Source organism: Hymenobacter sp. FMD4 (genome assembly GCF_058932745.1).
The window spans coordinates 26,158-47,717 of record NZ_JBZYWH010000025.1; the positions used below are offsets into that span (position 1 = coordinate 26,158).

The window sequence follows — 21,560 nt, forward strand, 5'->3', positions numbered from 1 at the left end:
CAAACAGCTTGTGGGGTTCAATGCTAGCCTACGTAAAAAACAAAAAGGGCATCCCAGGTGGGGTGCCCTTTTTGTTTCGTGGCGGGTGCGCTACAAAATATACTGGCTCAGGTCGCGATTTTTCACCATCCCCTGCAGGCGTTCATCAACCATTTGGGCTGTTATCTGAACATGCGCGTTGGCACCGATCAGGTCGGGAACATCAAATAGAATATCATTGAGCAAACGGCTCATGACGGTGTGTAGGCGGCGGGCACCAATGTTTTCAACCTCGCTATTTACCTCGAATGCAATGGCGGCTAACCGCTCCAGCGCCGCATCGTCGAAGGTCAACTCTACTTCCTCGGCCTGCAGTAAAGCTTGATACTGCTTGGTGAGGGCGTTTTTAGGGTCCTTAAGGATGCGGTAGAAGTCTTCCTTCGTGAGGCTTTGCAGTTCCACGCGGATCGGGAAACGACCTTGTAGCTCAGGAATCAGGTCCGATGGCTTACTCACGTGGAAAGCTCCGGCGGCGATGAATAGAATGTGGTCGGTGTGAATGACGCCGTACTTGGTGCTGACGGCCGAGCCTTCCACCACCGGCAGCAGGTCGCGCTGCACGCCCTCGCGGCTCACATCTGGTCCGCCCTTTTGCCCGGAACTGCTGGCCACTTTGTCGATTTCATCAATGAAGATGATGCCGGCATTTTCGGCCAAGCGAATAGCTTCGTCCTTGACCTCGTCCATATCAATAAGCTTAGCAGCTTCTTCATCCAGCAGGATCTTGCGGGCTTCGGCGATGGTCACCTTCCGCTTGCGCGTTTTCTTAGGCATCATCGAGCCTAGCATGTCCTGCAAGCCTTGTAGGGACGCTTCATCGATACCAGCCTGACCGCCCATAATGCCGATACCAGGGCTGCTGCTTTGCTGCACCTTAATGTCTATAGTGCGGTCTTCCAGTTCGCCGCGGCGAAGTTTTTCCCGAAAACGTTCGCGCGTGCGTTCATTAAGCTCCAGGTCTGATTGCGGCATTTCGTCGCCATTACTGGGCAATCCGAAGCCGGCAGCTGGCTTTATTACTGAGCTGCCAACGCCTTGCACGGGCGGAATGAGCGCATCCAAGATGGTGTCCTCTACTGCCTGAGCAGCCTGTGCTTTTACGGCTTCCTTACGGCGCTGCTTGATTAGGTTCACGGATTGCTCAACCAAGTCGCGCACCATGCTTTCCACATCGCGGCCCACGTAGCCGACCTCGGTAAACTTGGAGGCCTCGACTTTGGTGAAAGGAGCATCGGCAATGGCAGCGAGGCGCCGGGCTATTTCGGTTTTGCCGACGCCGGTCGAACCGATCATTAGGATGTTGTTGGGCACGATTTCGCGTTGCATGTCCTGGGGCGCGTGCAACCGGCGCCAGCGGTTACGCAGGGCAATGGCCACGTTGCGCTTGGCGTCGTGCTGGCCAATAATGTATTTGTCAAGCTCGGCCACAATCTGGGCCGGCGTGGGAAAGGTGGCTGAATTGAGCATAAGCAAAGGGCAGCCGCGATGGGGGCTGCCAGCCGTAAGATACTGTGCTGGGGAAGTAGGGTTGTCCGGCCTGCAAAAACTGTGGCGAAGTGCCAGGGGTGCCGATATGGCAGAGGGCATCAGGTAGCGGCCTTGTTCCTATCAAAACATCTTACTCCGCAGTCAAAAGAAAAGCCCGCGCGGTGGCGCGGGCTTTTTGAGTATGTACTATTTCGTTTACTGCTTTTTACCAAACAACTCATTGACGTTGCGGGAGAGCGTGAGGTAATTACTACCGCCGGCAACGTGAAACTGGGCCCGCGTGTACTCAAAGTTGTAAGCACCGAGCTTTAGCAACACCCCGAAGGAAAGTCCAGCTCCGCCCGAGGCGTTATCGAGGCGTAGCTCACGGCGACGCAGATGGTTGTAGCCTACCCGGACGTTGAGGCCGGGACCAAGAATTAGCTCCCCCCCTACCGAAAAATGACGGGCAATCTTGTCACCAGTGCTTTTCTTGGGTGTCTTCTGCTGCCCATCGAGGCTCTGGCTTCGGCGCTGGAGCGTATCGAGGTAAACGATGTCGAACTGGTAGAGATGGTGCGCCGTGATGGTAAACCGCACGGGCATGTGCTCGGGCTTGATGGAGGTACCGAGTTGCACATCCAGCGGCATAGGCTCCCGGCTACCGCCATCGAAGGGCTTAAGTTGGAAACCTAGATTTTTGACGGCCAAGCCGACTGTAAAGTCTTTTTCGGGATGCTTAAATACGCTACCGACGTCGGTCAATACAGCCAGGGAATGATTGCCGGCAATGCCTGCTACCGCAAACCGCGCCGTGGCTCCCATGGTAAAGTTGCCGAAGGTGTGGGCGTTAGCCACGCTAAAATGGTAATCATTGACCGAAAACGTGCCCATGGGGTTTCCGGCGGGGTCGTACATGTCGAAGTCGCCGTAACTGAGGTAGGACAGCCCGAAGCCCCAGCGGCCGAGCTTCTCAGAATTGCGGACGTACGCAGCGGTGCTTTGGCGAATATCAGATAGGTAATCGACGTAGCTCAGCGCAAGCCGGCCATCCATGGCATCGTTGAGCAGGGCTGGGTTGCCATACAGCATGCCTGGGTCATTGTTACGGCCCGACACACTCATCCCCCCTACGCCGGCCAGATAAGCCGTAGGTGGCAGGCTCAAGGAAGCAAAAGCGCGCTGCCCACCGATCTGAGCGAGGGCTGAACTGCCACTCAGCCAGCCCAGCAATACCAATAAAGCTCCCAGGAGGTAGCGTACAGGTCTAATCATTGTAGCTAAGATAAACCGTAGTCAGACAGGAAGAAAATGAACCGCAGCGGCGACCGAAAAGGAGGATGCAACGAGGAAATGAAAACGGCGCCCGGGTAACGTCCCGCAGCGCCGTTTCTTGTATCAGCAGTCGGCAAAAGGCTAATTATTGAACCTCTACTTCGTGCGAGGGAGCTGGCACGGCGCGCTCATCACGTACCGTCAGCTTCAGCGGATCTTTTACCAACTCATCGAGCAGTGCTACGCTGACGACGTCGTCCACGCGGTCGACGTAGTGAATGGTTATGTCCTTGAGGTACTCAGCGGGGATGTCCTGCAGGTCTTTGCGGTTTTTATGGCACAGGATGATGTCCGTGATGCCCGCCCGCCGAGCAGCCAGCAGCTTTTCCTTGATGCCGCCAACCGGCAGCACCTTTCCGCGCAGGGTGATTTCACCGGTCATGGCCAAGTGCGAGCGAATCTTACGCTGCGTGAATACCGAAGCAATGCTGGTGAAGATGGCAATGCCTGCCGATGGACCGTCCTTGGGCACGGCGCCTTCGGGGAAGTGAATATGCAGGTCGTACTGATCGAACACGCGGTAATCGATGCCTAGCCCTTCGGCGCGGCTGCGCAGGTAGCTTAGTGCCGTTACAGCCGATTCCTTCATCACGTCACCGAGCTGCCCCGACAAGGTGAGCTTGCCGCGGCCGCGGCTGAGCAAGCTTTCGACAAACAGGATATCACCACCGACCGAAGTCCAAGCCAAGCCTGTGACCACTCCGGCGGTTTCGTTGTCTTGGTACAAGTCACGGTCGAACAAGGCCGGACCGAGGATCTTGGCCACATCCTCCGACTCCAGTTTGCCGGGGAATGTCTCGTTCATGGCCTTATGCTTGGCAATGTTGCGCGCCAAGGCCCCGAGCTTGCGCTCCAGGCTACGCACGCCCGATTCGCGGGTGTAATCATCAATCACGCGCTGCACGGCGGTGGTACTGATGCTTACATCCTTGCTTGTGAGACCATGCTCGGTTACTTGCTTGGGCCAGAGGTGCTTTTTGGCAATCTGGGTTTTCTCCTCCAGCGTGTAACCTGTCAAATCGATAATCTCCATCCGGTCGCGCAGGGCCGGGTGGATGGTATCAAGCGAGTTGGCAGTGGCGATGAACAGCACGCGCGACAGGTCGTACTCCACCTCCAGGTAGTTGTCGGTGAAAGTGGAGTTCTGCTCGGGGTCCAGCACTTCCAGTAGGGCCGCCTGGGGGTCGCCGCGGAAGTCGGACGAAAGCTTATCGACTTCGTCCAGGATCATCACCGGGTTGGAGGCGCCGGCTTTTTTGATCTGGGAAATAATGCGGCCGGGCATCGCGCCTACGTACGTTTTGCGGTGGCCGCGGATTTCGGCCTCGTCGCGCACGCCGCCCAGGGACAGGCGCACGTACTTGCGGCCCAGTGCCGTGGCCACGGAGCGGCCCAGCGAGGTTTTGCCTACACCGGGAGGACCGTACAGGCACAGAATAGGCGCTTTCAGGTCGCGCTTCAGCTTGAGCACGGCCAGGTATTCCAGAATGCGCTCCTTCACCTTTTCCAACCCGTAATGGTCCTGGTCGAGAATTTTGCGAGTGCGCTTCAGGTTAAAGTTGTCCTTGGTGTACTCGCTCCAGGGCAGGTCAAGCAGAAACTCGGCGTAGTTCAAGCTCACCGGATACTCGGCCGCAGCCGGGTTCATACGGCTCAGCTTTTCCAGTTCCTTGTGAAAATGCTTGCTTACCGTTTCAGACCACTTCTTGTCCTTAGCGCGCAGCCGCAGCTTATCGATTTCCTGATCGGGGCCGTCGTGGCCGAGTTCATCCTGCAGCACTTTTAGCTGCTGACGCAGGAAATAGTCGCGCTGCTGCTGATCGATATCGGTGTGAACCTTGCTCTGGATTTCGTGCTTGATTTCCAGCAGCTGAATCTCGCGAAGCAATAATTCCAGCAACTGGGTGCCACGCTCCACTGCCTCATTAATTTCCAGCAGCCGCTGCTTCTGCCCTACTTCCACGTTGAGGTTGGAAGAAAGGAAGTGAATCAGGAAGCCCGGCGACTCTATGTTGTCCAGCGCAACCTGCGCCTCCTGCGGAATCTCCGGATTGAGCTTCAGCATTTTGGTGGCTGCATCTTTCAGCGACGCCATCAGGGCCTTTACCTCCTTGGTATTGCGGGTCGGAAGCAGTTCGGGCAGGTAATCCACGCGGGCCGTGAAGTACGGTGCCGTTTGCACCACTTCGGCCAGGCGAAACCGCTGCTGGCCCTGGATGATGATGGTGATGTTGCCATCGGGCAGTTCCAGCAGTTTCAGCAGCCGCGCCATGGTGCCCACCTCGTGCAGGTCAGCGGGGGTAGGGTCTTCGGCACCGCTGTTTTTCTGCGCTACCACCCCAATAAGCTTGTCACCTTTGTAAGCCTTGCGCACCAGACGAATGCTCTTTTTGCGCGTGACGGTAACGGGCAGTACCACGCCGGGAAACAGCACGGTATTGCGAACGGGCAGAATGGGAAGCTTTTCCGGCACTTCTTCCTGTTCCAACGGCCCCTGATCGGGGTCGGCCGACACCACCGATACTAGGCCATCGGGGCCTTCGGTCATCAGCAGCAGAGAAGCGGGAAAACGCGGGTCAGAATTTCTTGACATAGATAGGAAGACGACGGCAGCGCCACATTGGCAGGCCAAAGCAGCCTCATTGCAGTCTACTGAACGAAGATACCGGTTTGTCAAGTGCCATGCCACGCGAATATCCGTAGCCATCGTCGGTCAAGCCGGCACTTGCCGTGCGACAGAGCGGCAGTAACTTGCGGGCTCATCCGTGAAAAGCTATATTTTTGAAAGTCCGTAGCCTTCGCTGCCGGGCTCTTGTGCTGTCTGTTCATATGTTTCGTTTGATCCGCTCGCTTTTACTACTGCTGGCAGCGTTGCTTCTGGTTGGCCCGCTGGCGGCCCAGAACAACACGCCCAACCGGCAGCGCGCCCTTTCCGGTAAGGTCTCCCGCCAGTTGCGCGTGCGTCCCGACGCTACGCCGGACTTTATCAACATCAACCGCATTGCCTACTTCCACGATAAGAAGGCGCTGCGTGAAATTGCCCGCGCCGAAAAACGCAAAAGCTGGACCTCAGCCCGCAACCTGCTGGAACAGTACGTGGCCCAGTTCGGCATCCAGAATTTCTACAAGGACAACATGATGCTCTGGCGGCTGGGGCAGCTGTTTGAGCGTTCCGGAAACGAAGCCAAAGCCAAAGCCTATTACCGCCTCGCCCTGAAGCACCACCGCCAGGACGTGCGCAAGATTCAGTTGTATTACGATTCGCTGGAGCAGAAAGACGCCGACCTATACGTACCGCTCAAGACGTACTACGACATCGTAGAATACCGAAAGAACATCGCCACCTTCCGCCCGCCCAAAGGCGTGTATACCAACATGGGCCCGGGCATCAACTCCGACGTGGAGGACTACGGGCCGAGCTACAGCGACGAGACTTCGCAGCTGATTTTCTCCTCGAAGCGCAAGCGCCGCGGCCTGCACAACATCGTGGACGAGGATTTGTACATGGCCCGCCGCGAAGGCGAATCGTGGACCGATGCTGAGCCGCTGCCCAAGCCCATCAATTCGCCTTACAATGAGGGCTCCGCTTGCCTGTCCAAGGACGGGCAAACCATCTACTTCGCGCGCTGCGAGTGCCCCACCTGCCACGGCAACTGCGACTTGTTTGTGAGCTATTTCAAGAATGGCCAATGGACGGTCCCCGAGAGCTTGGGTATGGAAGTAAACTCCACGGCCTGGGACTCGCAGCCCACCCTCTCGCGCACCGAGGATACTCTATACTTTGCCTCCGACCGCATTGGCGGCTTCGGGCTGTCGGATATCTGGTTTACTCACAAGCTCAAGAACGGGCAGTGGGCCAAGGCCCAGAATATGGGGCCCATCATCAACACCCGTGAAAGCGAAGTCAGTCCATTTTATCACCCGCTTTACAACGTACTGTATTTCAGCTCGCGCGGGCAGCTGCTGAACTTCGGCGACTTCGATATTTACAAAGCTTACCGCGTACGTGGCCGGTGGCAGGAACCGATCAACATCGGTCCGCTGGTAAACGGCAAGGGTTCCGAGTACTACTTCACGATTGATGGCGAGTCGAAGAACCTGTACTACGCCCGCTCGGAGCAGAAGAATATGAAGAACCTCGACCTGTATTCTTTCCCGCTGCCGATGGAAGCCCAGCCGCTGGCTACCACGCACGTAGAAGGTTCGCTGATCGACTCTGTAACTCAGAAACCGTTGAATGGCATCGTGAGCATTATCGACGTCGACAATGGCATTGAGGTAGCGTCTAAGTATATCCGGCCGGATGGCTCTTTTGATTTCGACCTCATCGACGGCTCCAAATACGTGATGCTGATTCAGAGTCCGGAGTACTTCACCGTGGAAAAGCAGTTTAACCTGAAGGCTGATACGGTGATGAAGCTCATGACTACGAGCATTGACTACAACATCCCGCTGATCTTCCGCAACATCGAATTCGACCAGGGCAAAGCCAACATCCTGCCGGCGATGCATGCCACGCTAGACCGCATTGTGGTATTTATGGCCGACCACCCCGAGCACCGCCTCAGCATCTCGGGCCACACCGATGCCAAAGGCGACCCAGACGTAAACGAAAAACTCTCGCAGGACCGCGCCGACGCCATTCGCAAATACATCGAAGCCAAAGGCAAGCTCAAGCCCAACCGCATCGATAGTTTCGGCTACGGCAGCACCAAGCCGCTAAAGGAAGAAGTGACAGTAGAGGACATGCGTGTTAATCGGCGTGTAGAGTTTCGCCTGATCAAGCCCGGGGCACAGCAAGAACAAAAGCCGGCCGATGCGGGCGGCGGCTGGTAGCACCGACTGCTCCTTTCCAACAAAATGAAACAGCGCCCGCAACGTAGTCAAACGTTGCGGGCGCTGTTTCTTTACTAAGACACTGCAGGCTTTTGGCGCTACTAGCAGTTGCCCTACCAGCTTAACTGTTGCTCATCATTGCCGTGACGAAAGAGGGCGCTTTGCTTTTTTCCGCCGGCTTCCAGGTTCACGATATTCATCTGATCGGGAAACTGATCCATGAGCAGGCGGTGGCGCAGGTTGATGCGTTGCGGCAGTTGGGCAAATTTCACGGTAAAGTAGAGCCAGTGTGCGTCTTTGTCGCGCTCCATACCTACGTAGGTCAGCGGCAACGCTTCGCCAGCCTTGGAGCCCACCGTTACCGTGCGGCGCAGGTAGGCCGTAATAAGCGGCGAAAGCTGCGCTGCCGGGGTTTCAATGATGCTGACCGGGCGCGGCTGCCCCTGCGACAACGTCGTTTCTAGATCATCGGTAAAGACCTTCACAGCAACCTCCAGCTGCTGCGTCTTCGGATTGAGCCGTGCCTCCATGATGCTGGCGTGATAGGCATGGGCAGCGGCCGTCAGAGCTATAAGTAAGGCGCCGAACAAAGCAACAACTCGAGACATGGCAGACTAGATTTTCGGGCAGAACACCGGCTAAGAAAAAGTAATGCCATCTTCTGCTAAGAAGACGGCATTACTAAAGCACGCATGAGACGGGCTTAGAAAATCGACTTGAAGATGTCGTTGAAGAATACGAACACCATCAGGCCCAGCAGCAGCACCATACCTACTTTCTGGGCGTTTTCCAGGAATTTGTCGGTAGGCTTGCGGCCAGAAAGCATTTCGTAAGTCAGGAACATCACGTGGCCACCATCGAGGGCAGGGATGGGCAGTAGGTTCATCATGGCCAGTACCATGGAGAGCATACCGGTGAGCGTCCAGAACTTCAGCCAGTCAAACTTGCCGCCGTACTGCTGCGCAATGGCAATGGGGCCGCCGAGCGACTTGCGGGCCGAAGCTTCGCCGCGGAAGATCTTGCCGAATGCCTTGGCCTGCGCGCCCAGGATACCAAACGCCTGCTTGGTGCCGGCTGGCACGGCTTCGATGAGGCTGTACTCGCGGGTGTCGTACTTCAGCAGCGACTTCGGCCGGAATCCGACCTTACCGTCTTCGTCAATGTTGATGGTCAGGTTTACCGTCTCAGCGCCGCGCTGCACCACCACTTGCGTGGGCTTGCCGGCGTTGAGCTTCAGAGCTTCCTGCAGCTCGGGGAAAAATTGAATGTTGCGGTCAGCGACACGGGTAATGCGGTCTTCCGACAGCAAGCCACCTTTGGAGGCCGGCCCGCCGGGTACCACTTCATCTACCACAAAGGGGTCCAGGGGTTGCACAAAGTAGGCCTGGTCCTGGTCCGCCATCTTGTCCATGAAGTCCCTGGGCACCGGGATGTCAATGAGCTGCCCTTTGCGGTCGACGGTGTAGTAGCTGTTGCTGCCGAGCACCACGTCCACGTCGTACACATCATTGAACTGCTCAAACGGGCGGCCGTTGATCTTCACAATTTTGTCGCCGGTCTGGAAGCCGAGCTGCTGGCCCAGCTTATTGGGCACCACACCGAAGCGCTGCGCCTCAGCAGCAGGCAGGTAGCTTTCGCCGTACTTATAAGTCAGCGCCGTGAAGATTAGGATACCGGTCAGCACGTTTACGATAATGCCGCCGAGCATCACAATCAGGCGCTGCCAGGCTGGCTTGGCGCGGAACTCGTAGGGCTTGGGTTCTTGGCCGAGGTTCTCGGTATCGAGCGACTCATCGACCATGCCGGTAATCTTGACGAAGCCGCCGAGGGGCACGGCCCCAATCATGTACTCGGTTTCGCCGATGGTTTTACCGAAAATCTTAGGAGGAAAGCCAATAGAGAACTTCTCCACGCGCATCCCAAACCATTTGGCCGACAGCATGTGTCCTGCTTCGTGTACGCCCACCAGGATGGTGAGCCCCAGCAGCAGCTGGCCGACCATGATCAATACATCCATTCTTGTTTAGTTGTCAGTTGGTAGTTGTCAGGCGTCAATAGCTCTGCCTGATATGCTTAAAGAGGGGTTTCAAGAGTGACACCGTTTCAAGAGAAATCGTTGTCTGTTTGGTATTACTTTACCAACTCCGCGGCCACACGTCTGGTTTCGGCATCGGTCTGCACATAATCGTCCAGGGACGGATCGGCAAGGTACGAAACGCGGGCGAGGCAGTTTTCCACCACATCGGGAAGCTCCAGAAACTTGATCTGGTCGCGCAGGAAGGCTGCTACGGCTATTTCGTTGGCGGCGTTGAGCACGCAGGGAGCATTGCCGCCGCGGCGCATGGCCTCGAAAGCCAGCGGGAGGTTACGGAAGGTGCTGCCGTCGGGCTGCTCGAAGGTGAGCGTGGGATAATCGAGGAAGGAGAAGCGCGGAAAATCGTTGGGCAAACGCTCGGGGAAGCCGAGCGCATACTGAATGGGCAGCTTCATATCGGGCAGGCCAAGCTGGGCCTTCAGCGAGCCATCCTTAAACTGCACCAGCGAATGAATAATGCTTTGCGGGTGCACCACCACTTCAATCTGCTCGTCGGTAAGGCCAAAAAGCCATTTCGCTTCAATCACCTCCAGCCCTTTGTTCATCAGGGAGGCCGAATCAATGGTGATTTTGGCGCCCATGTCCCAGTTGGGATGCTTCAAGGCCTGCGCTTTGGTTACCTGTGCCAGCTCCTGAGCCGAACGGCCGCGAAACGGACCGCCGGAAGCCGTCAGAATGATTTTTTCTACCGCGCTGGGCGCTTCGCCTACCAGGCATTGAAAGATGGCCGAATGCTCCGAATCAACCGGATAAATGGCAGCCCCGTGTTTCTTGGCCAGATCCGTAACCAGCTGCCCGGCCACCACCAGGGTTTCCTTGTTAGCTAAGGCAATGTTTTTGCCGGCTTTCAGGGCCGCCACGGTGGGCAGCAGGCCTGCGTAGCCAACTAGCGCGGTGAGCACCACGTCCACATCGGGGCGGGCGGCTACTTCCGTCAGGGCATCGGCGCCGGTGAGCACCGTGGTTTCGGGCTGCTGCGCCAGGGCGTCGCGCACGGCGCGGTACTGGGTTTCGTCGCCGATGACCACGACGGCGGGCTTGAACTCCCGGGCCTGGGCAATGAGCAGATCGGCGTTGCGCTGGGCCGTGAGGGCCGTTACGCGAAAGCGGCCGGCGTGGGCGCGCACCACGTCCAGCGTTTGGGTACCGATGGAGCCGGTGGAGCCCAGCAGGGCCAAAGAACGAAGGTTGGGAGAAGACATGCAGGCATCAGCGCGCGGGGAACGGGCGGCACTGAATAACAAAGGTACTTGAGATTAAACGACCGCGTCGACGCGAATTTTCTTGCCGTTGAACACCGCCTCCTCCCCTGCCCGCTTGCCACTCAGTGCCGCCGCAATGGGCGCCGCCGCCGACACGGCAAAGTAGTCCTGGCCTTCCACCTTTAGCTGGCCGGCGCTGATGCTGACAAAGAAGTGCCCCATACTGGTGCTAACCAAGGCACCGGGCCGCACCGCATCACAGGCCTTGGCCGGATCGATGCGCTCCAATTCGGCCAGCAGCTTCTTGGCCTCGTGCAGCTGCACGGCGTTTCGGTCCCGCTCGTTTTGGGCCATGGCGCGGCCGGTTTCATACTTATCACCGGCGCTGCTTTTGGTTTCGCTGTTGGCCGATTCCTGCGCGGCTTGGATAGCGGCCTGACAAGTCTCGATCCGCTGCTGTACGTACTGCTGGCAAGCGGCGTAGAGCGCCTCTTTGGGAGAAGTCATAATGGATGCAAAAGCTGGTTCTACGAAAACCAGATTAATAGCTCAGGCGCAAGTACGCTCATCAGGCCGAAGCCCCAATAGCTGGACGGCGACTTTCCATGGTCGGCGCACACCAAAGGCCTTGTCCTTGTCCTACCCTCGGCGTCTCGTCAGGTCATGGTGGCTGGCTCCTCACATTTCTATCCTGCGCACAGCTATTGCGCGACGGCTACGTACATAAAGCGCCGCATCATCAGAACTGCACCCTTATATACTGATGAATCGACTTACTCGCTGGTGGTTGAATCTGAATTCAAGCCTGTGGTTTTTGCCCGCCCTTATGGTGGTCGCCTTTCTGGCGCTGGCTTACGGGATGGTGCAACTAGACCGCAACATCAGCCATGGCTGGGAACGAAGCTACCCGTGGTTATTTGGGGCGGGGGCTGAAGGAGCTCGTGCCATGCTGGCGGCCATTGCCGGCTCGATGATGACGGTGGCAGCGTTAAGCTTTACCCTCACGCTGACTACGTTGGCCCAGGTCTCGAATCAGTATTCGCCACGAGTGGTGTGGACATTCATGCGCGACCGGGGCAATCAGATAGTCTTGGGGTCGTTCGTGAGCATTTTCGCCTACTGCCTGATGATACTCCGGGCCATTCGGGAGGGCAATGAGCCTTTCATGCCGTCGGTATCCGTTGCGGTAGGCTTGTTGCTGTCGTTGCTAAGCATTGGGGTACTGATCTACTTCATTCACCACGTGGCCACCTCCATAGAAGCTTCGCATATCGTGCATCGGGTGATGCAAGACACGAAGGAAGCCATGCTGGAGCTGTTTCCTCACCAGATGGGGGAAGACGCTGAGGAGGAAGAAAGCGCGGAATTAGATCAAAATCTACAGTCCTTGAAATGGCAACCGATTGCGGCGACGGCGGCAGGCTACATCCAGAGCGTCGATGATAAAGCGCTGCTTTCATTCGCTCACCGCTACGGCTGTGTGGTACGTATGGAGCTGGCTCCCGGCAGTTTCGTGGCCGAAGGAGCAACGCTGGCTTCGATAGCAGCCTACCAAGGCCAGACGACATTCAACCCGGACGCTGACAAACGGCTGCTCAAAGCATACGTCATCGGCACGCAACGCACCATCGAGCAGGATGTGGGCTTTGGCCTGCGGCAGATCGTGGACATTGCCCTGAAGGCCCTCTCGCCGGGCGTGAACGACACGAGTACGGCCGTCATCTGCATCGACCACCTTGGGGCGCTGCTGGCTTGCCTTGGCGGCCGCTACCTCGGCGACTCCCGCCGCTCCGATGAAAAGGAAGCGAGGGTATTGGTACTGGCTCACCGCCCCCTGTATCGGGATTACGTCACTACTGCATTCGATCAGATCAGAATAAATGGCGCGGCCAACGCAGCCGTGCTCCTACGCCTACTCTATTCCCTGGAAATAGCCGCTGCACAAACCCAGCGGGCCGACCGCCGCCAAGTGCTCTGGCAACAATGCCAGCTGGTAGAAGAAACCGCTGAACGCAAGCTGGAAACGGATTATGAGCGGGAGCAAATACGTCAGCGCATGACCTGGCTGCGTCAGCACTTTGACCAGCCAACCGATTGCTAAGGGCGGTGGCTGCGGTAAAGCACTATTGCAAAACCCGGTTTTTCCGGCGCGGCTTTTCCGTAGTTATGGCGCATCCCGCGGTAGTAAGCTAGCCGTTAAAGACAATGTAGCAGCTGCCAAATGCGGCAACATCGCGTGGGTTCAGGTGTGGTCCCACGCGGGGCAGCAAACTACGATAGAAACGCTCCTTCGGTAGAAGACTGAAGGAGCGTTTTGCTTTTATAGAGCCCTACCCCAGCCTTTGGCTATGTAGGGGTGCCTCCGTCTTTTCCCGATCTGATAAATGGCTTTGTAGTATGCCCCTCCATCCTCAGCTTGGTCAGAAACTAAGCAAAATCTTCGAGCCCAACGCCCGCATCGACGACGTGTTCAAGGGTTACGACATCACCTTTCTCACCAATGAGCACGGTGAGCCAATGACGTTGTTTTTCGGGCGTCGTCGGCCCGACGGGCTGATTGCCGGCGAGCGGTACACGCGCACCATCAAGCGGCAACCCGGCAGCTTGGCTGTCGCCTCAAGCCATTGGGATCTGCGGGGAAAGATCATGCGCGGCTAAATTTCCGGGTAGTCGCTGCGGCACCGGCTCCATGGCAACATCCGTTTTAGTGCGCGGCCAATTGGGTATTTATTAAGCTTCGCACCTAGCCCTTACGACGCACTACACTTACTGCTACTGCTGGTAAAACACTCCTCTAGCTCACTCTCCAATGCCTTAACCCAATCTCGGCGGTCATAGAGCAGAATAGCTAAGCGGAGCGCGGCGCGGCATTTCTCCCTGGACGACTTCCGATTTATCGCACGGGCGCGCTTTCAGGTGAGCAGAAGCCGCTGCCGGGGTAGAAATACCGGCTCCCTCAAGTTGATTACGCACATTTAAAATCAGGATTTAGACGCCTACTCCTTGGCATTTAACAAGTGTAAATTTGTATTACCGGACTATCGATAGCATTGCCATCGAATGTATGCTCCTATCCGACAATAGTATACTTCTCACAGACTTACTCGACTTCTCATGCAAACCACTCGCCGAGACTTTCTACCAGACCGCAAACAGTCAGTGCGTATTGCAACCGTTGATCTGGATGCAGTAGACGCCTCCCACGTAACCCGTGCGCTAGCCTACTGCCCGGCAGAGCCCCGCCCGCAGCTGATCGTCGACTGCGAGCAGTTGAAGTGCCAGCGCACTTTAGGCGTGAGCCACGTCGTATCACAACTCTTAATCCTGCACCGCTCGGGCGCCGTCGTGTGGCTGCGCAACGTAAACCCCGTGCTGCGCCGCTGCCTGGAGCTGCTCAAGCTCAATCACTTGTTTTACAACACCGCGCAGCCGAGCGCATAGCCGCTATAAGCTGCTCTTCCCCCACCGGCAGGGCCTGAAGAGATTTTAAATTAAGTGCAACCACCTCTCTGTGCTATCGACCAACCTTGAAAAGATGGGATGTTAGTTAGTCCGAAGCACGTGCCCCATGTTTGAGCAAACAGATTGGCAGTCAGTGCTTGCTTCGAAAACGCCGTTGCTCGAAACCGTTGCGACCCGCTCAACTGACTGGGCTACCGCTTTCCGCTGTTTCAGAAGCTGTTTCGCCCGCGCAAACTCCTTCTCGTCAGCAACAGCAAGATGATCCGGGAAAACATGCGCAGGGAGTTGATTACGGTGAGTGAGCTGATGACAGAAGTGCGGGCCAATGGTCTAGGCCACTTGGGAAAGGTCAAGCAAGCTTATATGGAGCCGACGGGAATTATCTGCATCATTTGTGAGAAGGAGCATTTTGCTCCAAAAAGGAGAAGAAAATCGTCTGACCTGGTTCCTGATCTTCTATTGGCCAACTGACGCCTTGGTGCCACCAACTCAATCTTACCACAGCCCCGCTAAATACTTAGCGGGGCTTTTTAGTATCGCCCCCGCTGAACTCCTTTGTGGCCAGGGGAGTTCAGCGGAGGTAAATCGGTAGCTCGGCTAAATGATGAGCGTTAAGCAATGGTTACAGCTTGACTACTAGTGCCCTGCTGGTACGTTCTATTCAGATTTCATTGAAGTTTAAACAGCCTGTTTAGACCCATTCTAAAAATATTCAGCCTATTTGTATCAGTTCCAAATAAGCCTCTATACATTTGCACCGTCATTCCTCCCAACCTCTTTTCCACATGTCATTCAAGTACGCTTCCGTAGCTCTGCTGGCTTTAGCTTTTGGTTTCACTTCCTGCGACAAAGACAAAGACTCAGCCCCGGCTCTGCGGGCTAAAATGGATGCCAACTCTCTGACGGCTACCTCCAAATACACGGAATCGTTTAAGGATGCCAGTGGCCAGTCGACGGTGGACCTGAGTGCCTCGAACCTGCGCCTGGAGATGTTCACGCAGTTCAACAACTACATGGGTCTGGTGGCTACGCCGACCAACCCCAGCACGCTGGACGCGACGCGCCTGCGTAACTACTACACCAACACGGCCGCTCCCTTCGCAGCCGCAGTTGCTGGTTCGGCAGCGCCTTTTACGGCAGCTGAGCTGAACGGCTCGGGCTTGCAGCTGCGCAACACCACGGCGGCCTCGTTCTCGGTGCAGAACGCCGAAGCCGCCCGTACCTACATCGATCAGAACATCACCAAACTGGCGCAGATCAGCCAGTCGGTAAACACCCCGGCCTTGCCTGGCCAGGCTGGTCGCGTGGGTCGTTACCTTGTTGATGAGAAAGGCATTGAGGTAAACCAGGTCATTCAGAAAGCCCTAATCGGCGCCGTGCTGCTCGACCAGATCGACAACGTGTTGCTGACCGACCAGGCACTCAACGCCGACAATAGCAAGACGGTAAACGGCAAGAACTACTCGGAGCTGGAGCACAACTGGGACTTGGCTTACGGCTACATGACGTCGAACGCCATCATGGTGACCGACATTGCCATCACGCCGCGCGAGCGTTTCCTCGCTGGCTACCTGAACGAGAAAAACGGCCCGGCTTCGCCCGGCGTGTACATGGCGTTCCTGAAGGGCCGCGCCGCTATCGTCAACAACGACAAGAACGCAGTGAAGGCGCAGGCCGACATCATCCGCACCGAACTGGAGAAAACCATCGCGCTGTCGGCTATTTCTTACCTGAACAGCTGGAAATCGAACCCCGATCAGGCGGCTAAGGTGCACGCCCTGGCCGAAGGCATCGGCTTCATCTACTCGCTGCGCTTCTGCACCAAGTACGGTGTGGATCAGGCTTGGGCCGATCAGGTACTGAACATCATCGTGGGTAGCCCGCAGGGTCACTGGACGCTGACCGGTGCTCAGGCTGACCAGGCTGCCAACATGATCCGCACGAAGTTCAACATTCAGTAATCTACTCCGCCTTCGAGCGGACGAAGGCCAACGCCTGGAGTAGCCCGCTACTTTAAGCGTTGGCCTTCCCCAACAATAAAAGGTCAGATGAAAAAAACCATCGTTTCTGCTTTTGCGCTGTTTCTGGCAGCCTGGGTGATGATCAGCTGCACCAAGGACCCCAGCGGCGGCACGCCCGAGCCCAGCACTGAGGTTAATCGGAAAGCCCTGCTTACATATTGGGCCGATAGCCTGATCAAGCCTGGCTACAAAGGGTTCAACGACAAGTTTGTGGTGCTGAAAGCCAAAACCACGGCTTTCACGGCAGCACCCTCTGCCGCTGGCCTGGTGGAAGCTCGTCAGGCTTGGCAGCAAGCTTACCTGGAATGGCAGAAAGTGGAACTGTATGAGTTTGGCCCCGCCGAAGAGGTGAGCCTGCGCAACCACTTCAACATATACCCCGCCGATGCGGCCGGCATTCGCCAGAACATCAGCACCGGCACGTACAACTTTGATCTGTCGACGGCTATTCCGCAGCAGGGATTCCCGGCGCTGGATTATCTGCTGAACGGCATTGCCAGCAGCGACGCAGCCATTGTGCAGCAGTACGCCACCTCGGCCAACCACCGTCGCTACCTCACCGATGTAGTGGCTAAGATGGAGCAGAAGTTCGGGGCGGTGAATGCGCAGTGGAACGGCGCGTATCACCACACGTTCATCAACAATACCGGCACCGACGCCAGCAGTTCTTTATCGCGCGTGGTGAATGCCTACTCGCTGTATTTCGAGCGTTTTCTGCGGGCTGGTAAAATCGGTATTCCGGCGGGCGTGATGGATTCCAATCCGCTGCCTGACAAAATCGAGGCCTATTACCACCGTGGCACTTTGCCGCTGCAACTGGCCACCACGGCCCATATGGCCGTGCAGCGCTTCTTCAACGGCCGCGAGGGTCAGCCTTCGCTCAAGTCTTACCTGGATGCCCTCGGCGCCAAAGACAGCCGCACCAATCAGGCGCTGAGCAGCATTATCAACTCGCAGTTTGGCGTATCGTACCAGCAACTCAGCTCGCTCGGTCCCGACTTGTACACCACCATCCGCACCCGTAATGCCGATGCCGTGGCCTCGTACAACGAGATGCAGAAAGCCGTGCGCATGATCAAAGTAGACATGACCTCGGCTTTGGGTGTGACGGTAACTTACGTCGACAACGACGGCGACTAAACGGCTGCCTGTAGCCCGTGCTGCCGTTACCCACCAGCACGGGCTACCCCACTGACTTTAAACTCCCGATGCTCGGCAGTCGACTGCAGCGCTACCTTTACAGCTACACCCCAGCCGCCCCGCTGGCCACGTTCCGCATAGCTTTTGGCTTGCTGATCCTGGCCAGCGTGGTTCGTTTTTGGGCCAAGGGCTGGATTGCGGAGCTGTACCTGCAGCCGAAGTTCTTTTTTACTTACTACGGCTTCGACTGGGTAAAGCCCCTGGGGCCGTACACCTACGCTCTGTTCGCCGTTTGCGGCTTGTGCGGCCTGCTCGTGGCCCTGGGCTGGTGGTACCGCACCGCGGCGGTGGGCCTGTTCCTCAGCTTCACTTACATCGAGCTGATGGATAAAAGTACCTATCTCAATCACTATTACTTCGTGAGCTTGGTAGCGCTACTGCTGATGGTACTGCCCGCCGGGCGCTACTTTTCCATTGACGCGGCCCAAAACCCGGCCTACGAGCGCACCGAAGTTCCCCGCTGGACGGTAGACGCGCTGCGCCTGATGATGGGCATCGTGTACTTCTACGCCGGTCTGGCCAAGCTCAATTCCGACTGGCTGGTGCAGGCCATGCCGCTGCGCATCTGGCTACCGGCCAAGAACGATTTACCGTTGATTGGTCCGCTGCTCAGCTATGCCTGGGTGGCCTACGCCTTCAGCTGGTTCGGCGCGTTCTACGACCTCACGGTGCCCTTCTTCCTGCTCAACCGCCGTACCCGCCCCTGGGCCTATGCCACTGTGGTAGTATTTCACGTGCTGACAGCGGTGCTGTTTCCCATCGGCATGTTTCCCTACGTAATGATGGTGGCGGCGCTGATTTTTTTTCCAGCCGGTTTTCACGAGCGAGTAATCAGCAAGCTGCGACAGCTGCTTCGCCGGGTTCCCTTGGATAGTTTTGCTCCGGCAACCAGGCCGCTGGTGTACCGGCCGTGGGCGCGGCAGCTGCTGCTGATGGGCTTGAGCGTGTTTTTCCTGGTGCAAATTCTGCTGCCGCTCCGCTATCTATTGTACCCGCGGGAGCTATTCTGGACCGAAGAGGGTTACCGCTTTTCGTGGCGGGTAATGCTGATGGAAAAGATGGGCCAGGTGCAGTTTAAAGTAGTGGACGGCGCCACTGGCCGCGCCCGCCTCGTCAATAACTACGAACACTTGAGCGTGCTGCAGGAAAAAATGATGAGCACGCAGCCCGACATGATGGTGCAGTTTGCCCATTACCTCCGCGATTACTACGCCCGGCAGGGCGTGCAGTCGCCCCGGGTGTACGCCGATGCCTACGTGAGCCTGAACGGGCGCTTGGGCAAGGCGTTCATCGACCCTACTGTGGACCTGGCGCAGCAGACCGACGACCTGCGGCCCAAGCCCTGGATTTTGCCTTTCGACGATGAAATTATCGGTTTGTAGTTCCGCCGTGGTGGTAGTGGCCGTGCTAGCCAGCCACGCCGCCGTAGCGCAGCAAATTACCCTGCAGGGCCGCGTGCGCGAAGCCGGCACGGGGCAGCCCGTGGCGGGCTGCGAAGTATACGTGCGCGGCTCGCGCCAGATAGCCCGCACCGACAGCACCGGCTTGTTCACGATTCCCAAGCTCGCGCCCGGCCGGCAGCAGTTGCAGCTGTCGTCCATCGGTCACGAGACCTTGCGCACAGAAGTAGACGCCACGGCCGATGCGGGCGTGCTCGAATTTGCCCTGACCCGCCGCGAGCGGACGCTCAAGGAAGTGGTGGTAGCGGCGCCGCAGGCCCGCTTCGGGCAGACGCGCCTGCGCGAGGTGGAAGGCACGGCCATTTTCGCGGCCAAGAAGTCGGAGGTCATCGTGCCCGATAACCTAGTGGCCAACCTGGCGACCAACAATGCGCGGCAAGTGTACGCCCGCGTGGCCGGCCTCAACATCTGGGAAACCGACCAGGGCGGGCTGCAGCTCAGCATCGGCGGCCGTGGCTTAGACCCCAACCGTACCTCCAACTTCAACGTGCGCCAGAACGGCTACGATATTTCGGCCGATGCGCTGGGCTACCCCGAGAGCTATTACACGCCGCCCATTGAGGCCATCAAGCGCATTCAGTTGGTGCGCGGCGCGGCTTCTTTGCAGTACGGTACGCAGTTTGGCGGCCTGCTGAACTTCGAGATGCGCAGCCCGGAGCCCGACAAAACGGTGTCGGTGACTTCGCGACAGACGGCTGGCTCGTTTGGCTTTTTTAACTCCTTCAACAGCGTGAGCGGGACGGCGAAGAAGCTAAGCTACTACACCTTCGCGCAGTACAAACGCGGCGACGGGTGGCGGCCCAATTCCGGCTTCGAAAGCAAAACGGCCTACGCCGACCTGCGCTACCAGTTCACCGAGAACTTCAAGCTGGGCCTGCAGGTGACGCACATGGACTACCTGGCCCAGCAGCCCGGTGGCCTCTCCGACCGGCAGTTTGCCCAGAACCCGCGGCAGTCCAACCGCGAGCGAAACTGGTTTCAGGTCGACTGGAACCTGTTCAACGTGACGGCCGACTGGAAGCTGAATCCGCGCTCCAACATCAACCTAACGACTTTCGGCCTGGTGGCCTCGCGCAAGGCGCTGGGCTACCGGCCCAACTTCGTGGAGCGCGCCGACTTCGAAACGCAGCAGCGCGAGTTGATTACGGGCGACTTCCGCAACGTGGGTGCCGAAGCCCGCTACCTGAACCGCTACGGCCTGGGCAGCACCAAAAGCGGCGTGCTGCTAGTGGGCACACGCCTGTACCGCGGCTATAACCACACTATTCAAGGCTTCGGACCTGCCGGTCGCAAGGCCGAATTCCGGTTTGAGGAGGCTGCTTCGGGCCTGAACGCGCCCACTGCTTCTTCTGATTACCGCTTCCCGAACCACAACGCGGCGGTTTTTGCCGAGAACATCTTCTACTTCGGCGAGAAGTTTTCGGTGACGCCGGGCCTGCGCTACGAGTACATCCGCACCCGCGCCGAGGGCGCCTACCAAACGGTGGGCCGCGACCTTGCGGGTAACATCACTTCCGTTACCAATACCGACGAGGCGCGCACCAGCTCGCGCGGCTTTGTTATCGGGGGGTTGGGCGCCAGCTACAAGCCGGCGGAGCAGCGCGAGTTCTACGCCAACGTGTCGCAGAACTACCGCTCCATCACCTTCGGCGACATGCAGATTACTAATAACGCGCTCATCATCGACCCGAACCTGCAGGATGAGCGCGGCTACTCCGCCGACCTAGGCCTGCGCGGCGACCAGAACCAGTGGCTGACGTATGACCTGAGCCTGTTTGCGCTGGCCTACAACAACCGCATCGGCGAAGTGCAGTCCTACGACCGTAACGACCGGCCCATCCGCCGCCGCGGCAACATCGGCCGCGCCCTCATTCTGGGAGTGGAATCGTACGCCGAGGCCGACGTGCTGCGCTTGCTGCAGCCTAACTCAGAAGACGGGCGCTGGCGCCTAGCCACCTTCGCCAACGTGTCGCTTATCCGCAGCCGCTACACCGCCAGTGAAAGCCGCGAGGTGATCGGCAAGCAGGTGGAATTTGTGCCGAACGTCAACTTGAAAACCGGCGTGCAGGGCGGCTACGGTCCGGTGAAGGCCTCGTTCCAGTTTACCTACCTCTCCGATCAGTTCTCGGAAGCCACCAATGCCCCCAACAGCCCCAACGACGCCCGCCCCGATGCCAACTCTGCCGTGATTGGGCTGATTCCGGCTTACCACATCATGGACGCCTCGGTATCGTGGGAGCGGCGCTGGCTCAAGCTGGAAGGCAGCGTCAACAACCTGGCTAACGCCATGTACTTCACGCGCCGCGCCACCGGCTACCCCGGCCCCGGCATTCTGCCTTCCGATGGCCGCAGCTTCTTCCTGACCGTGGGCGTGAAGTGGTGACAGCTCGAATCCGTTTCTCAACAAAAAGCCCGACCGGTAATGCTACCGGTCGGGCTTTTT

The 21,560-nt window shown here is 57.7% G+C and carries 16 protein-coding genes; 9 read left to right on the forward strand and 7 right to left on the reverse strand.

Features of this window, described 5'->3' with window-relative positions:
- Nucleotides 1-90 precede the first annotated feature (90 nt).
- The 3 genes from hslU to lon form a co-directional block, all read right to left on the reverse strand.
- Nucleotides 91-1,506 carry an ATP-dependent protease ATPase subunit HslU gene (gene hslU / locus AC5FXY_RS18480; RefSeq protein ID WP_493558194.1) on the reverse strand — a complete coding sequence of 472 codons (1,416 nt, stop codon included), beginning with the start codon at nucleotides 1,504-1,506 and terminating at the stop codon, nucleotides 91-93.
- 216 nt (nucleotides 1,507-1,722) lie between these two features.
- The gene (porQ, locus tag AC5FXY_RS18485) at nucleotides 1,723-2,781 is read right to left on the reverse strand and encodes a type IX secretion system protein PorQ (RefSeq protein ID WP_493558195.1); all 1,059 of its coding nucleotides are present in this window, start codon (nucleotides 2,779-2,781) and stop codon (nucleotides 1,723-1,725) included.
- Between the two features lie 145 nt (nucleotides 2,782-2,926).
- Nucleotides 2,927-5,434, reverse strand: coding sequence for an endopeptidase La (gene lon, locus AC5FXY_RS18490; RefSeq protein ID WP_493558196.1), 2,508 nt, complete (start codon nucleotides 5,432-5,434; stop codon nucleotides 2,927-2,929).
- Between the two features lie 236 nt (nucleotides 5,435-5,670).
- Between lon and AC5FXY_RS18495 the strand changes: the two genes are divergently transcribed.
- Nucleotides 5,671-7,677 (forward strand): OmpA family protein, encoded by a 2,007-nt coding sequence (locus tag AC5FXY_RS18495; protein WP_493558197.1) that lies wholly within the window; start codon nucleotides 5,671-5,673, stop codon nucleotides 7,675-7,677.
- Between the two features lie 113 nt (nucleotides 7,678-7,790).
- Here the strand turns inward: AC5FXY_RS18495 and AC5FXY_RS18500 are convergent, their stop codons facing one another.
- The 4 genes from AC5FXY_RS18500 to AC5FXY_RS18515 form a co-directional block, all read right to left on the reverse strand.
- Nucleotides 7,791-8,285, reverse strand: a complete 495-nt coding sequence (locus AC5FXY_RS18500) for a DUF6702 family protein (RefSeq protein ID WP_493558198.1) — start codon at nucleotides 8,283-8,285, stop codon at nucleotides 7,791-7,793.
- 95 nt (nucleotides 8,286-8,380) lie between these two features.
- Nucleotides 8,381-9,694 carry an RIP metalloprotease RseP gene (rseP, locus tag AC5FXY_RS18505; RefSeq protein ID WP_493558199.1) on the reverse strand — a complete coding sequence of 438 codons (1,314 nt, stop codon included), beginning with the start codon at nucleotides 9,692-9,694 and terminating at the stop codon, nucleotides 8,381-8,383.
- A 113-nt stretch (nucleotides 9,695-9,807) separates the two neighbouring features.
- Complete coding sequence (locus tag AC5FXY_RS18510) at nucleotides 9,808-10,974, reverse strand: 1-deoxy-D-xylulose-5-phosphate reductoisomerase (RefSeq protein ID WP_493558200.1); 1,167 nt, start codon at nucleotides 10,972-10,974, stop codon at nucleotides 9,808-9,810.
- 54 nt (nucleotides 10,975-11,028) lie between these two features.
- Nucleotides 11,029-11,481, reverse strand: a complete 453-nt coding sequence (locus AC5FXY_RS18515; RefSeq protein WP_493558201.1) for a 3-oxoacyl-ACP synthase — start codon at nucleotides 11,479-11,481, stop codon at nucleotides 11,029-11,031.
- Between the two features lie 256 nt (nucleotides 11,482-11,737).
- Between AC5FXY_RS18515 and AC5FXY_RS18520 the strand changes: the two genes are divergently transcribed.
- The 8 genes from AC5FXY_RS18520 to AC5FXY_RS18555 all read left to right on the forward strand — a co-directional run bounded on the left by AC5FXY_RS18520 (nucleotide 11,738) and on the right by AC5FXY_RS18555 (nucleotide 21,500).
- On the forward strand, nucleotides 11,738-13,075 hold the full coding sequence (locus tag AC5FXY_RS18520; RefSeq protein WP_493558202.1) for a DUF2254 domain-containing protein: 1,338 nt from the start codon (nucleotides 11,738-11,740) through the stop codon (nucleotides 13,073-13,075).
- Between the two features lie 296 nt (nucleotides 13,076-13,371).
- Nucleotides 13,372-13,632, forward strand: a complete 261-nt coding sequence (locus tag AC5FXY_RS18525; protein ID WP_493558203.1) for a hypothetical protein — start codon at nucleotides 13,372-13,374, stop codon at nucleotides 13,630-13,632.
- A 456-nt stretch (nucleotides 13,633-14,088) separates the two neighbouring features.
- Nucleotides 14,089-14,415, forward strand: a complete 327-nt coding sequence (locus AC5FXY_RS18530; protein ID WP_493558204.1) for a hypothetical protein — start codon at nucleotides 14,089-14,091, stop codon at nucleotides 14,413-14,415.
- A 225-nt stretch (nucleotides 14,416-14,640) separates the two neighbouring features.
- The gene (locus AC5FXY_RS18535; RefSeq protein WP_493558228.1) at nucleotides 14,641-14,907 is read left to right on the forward strand and encodes a YetF domain-containing protein; all 267 of its coding nucleotides are present in this window, start codon (nucleotides 14,641-14,643) and stop codon (nucleotides 14,905-14,907) included.
- A gap of 314 nt (nucleotides 14,908-15,221) precedes the next feature.
- A complete protein-coding gene (locus AC5FXY_RS18540) occupies nucleotides 15,222-16,397 on the forward strand; it encodes a DUF4856 domain-containing protein (protein WP_493558205.1) in 1,176 nt (391 codons plus the stop codon).
- Between the two features lie 87 nt (nucleotides 16,398-16,484).
- Nucleotides 16,485-17,597: an imelysin family protein gene (locus tag AC5FXY_RS18545; protein ID WP_493558206.1), complete on the forward strand. Its 1,113-nt coding sequence runs from the start codon at nucleotides 16,485-16,487 to the stop codon at nucleotides 17,595-17,597.
- 17 nt (nucleotides 17,598-17,614) lie between these two features.
- Entirely contained in the window at nucleotides 17,615-19,039 is a 1,425-nt protein-coding gene (locus tag AC5FXY_RS18550) for an HTTM domain-containing protein (RefSeq protein ID WP_493558207.1), read from the forward strand.
- Nucleotides 19,020-21,500 carry a TonB-dependent receptor domain-containing protein gene (locus AC5FXY_RS18555; protein ID WP_493558208.1) on the forward strand — a complete coding sequence of 827 codons (2,481 nt, stop codon included), beginning with the start codon at nucleotides 19,020-19,022 and terminating at the stop codon, nucleotides 21,498-21,500. The genes AC5FXY_RS18550 and AC5FXY_RS18555 overlap by 20 nt, the downstream gene beginning before the upstream one ends.
- Nucleotides 21,501-21,560: the final 60 nt, after the last annotated feature.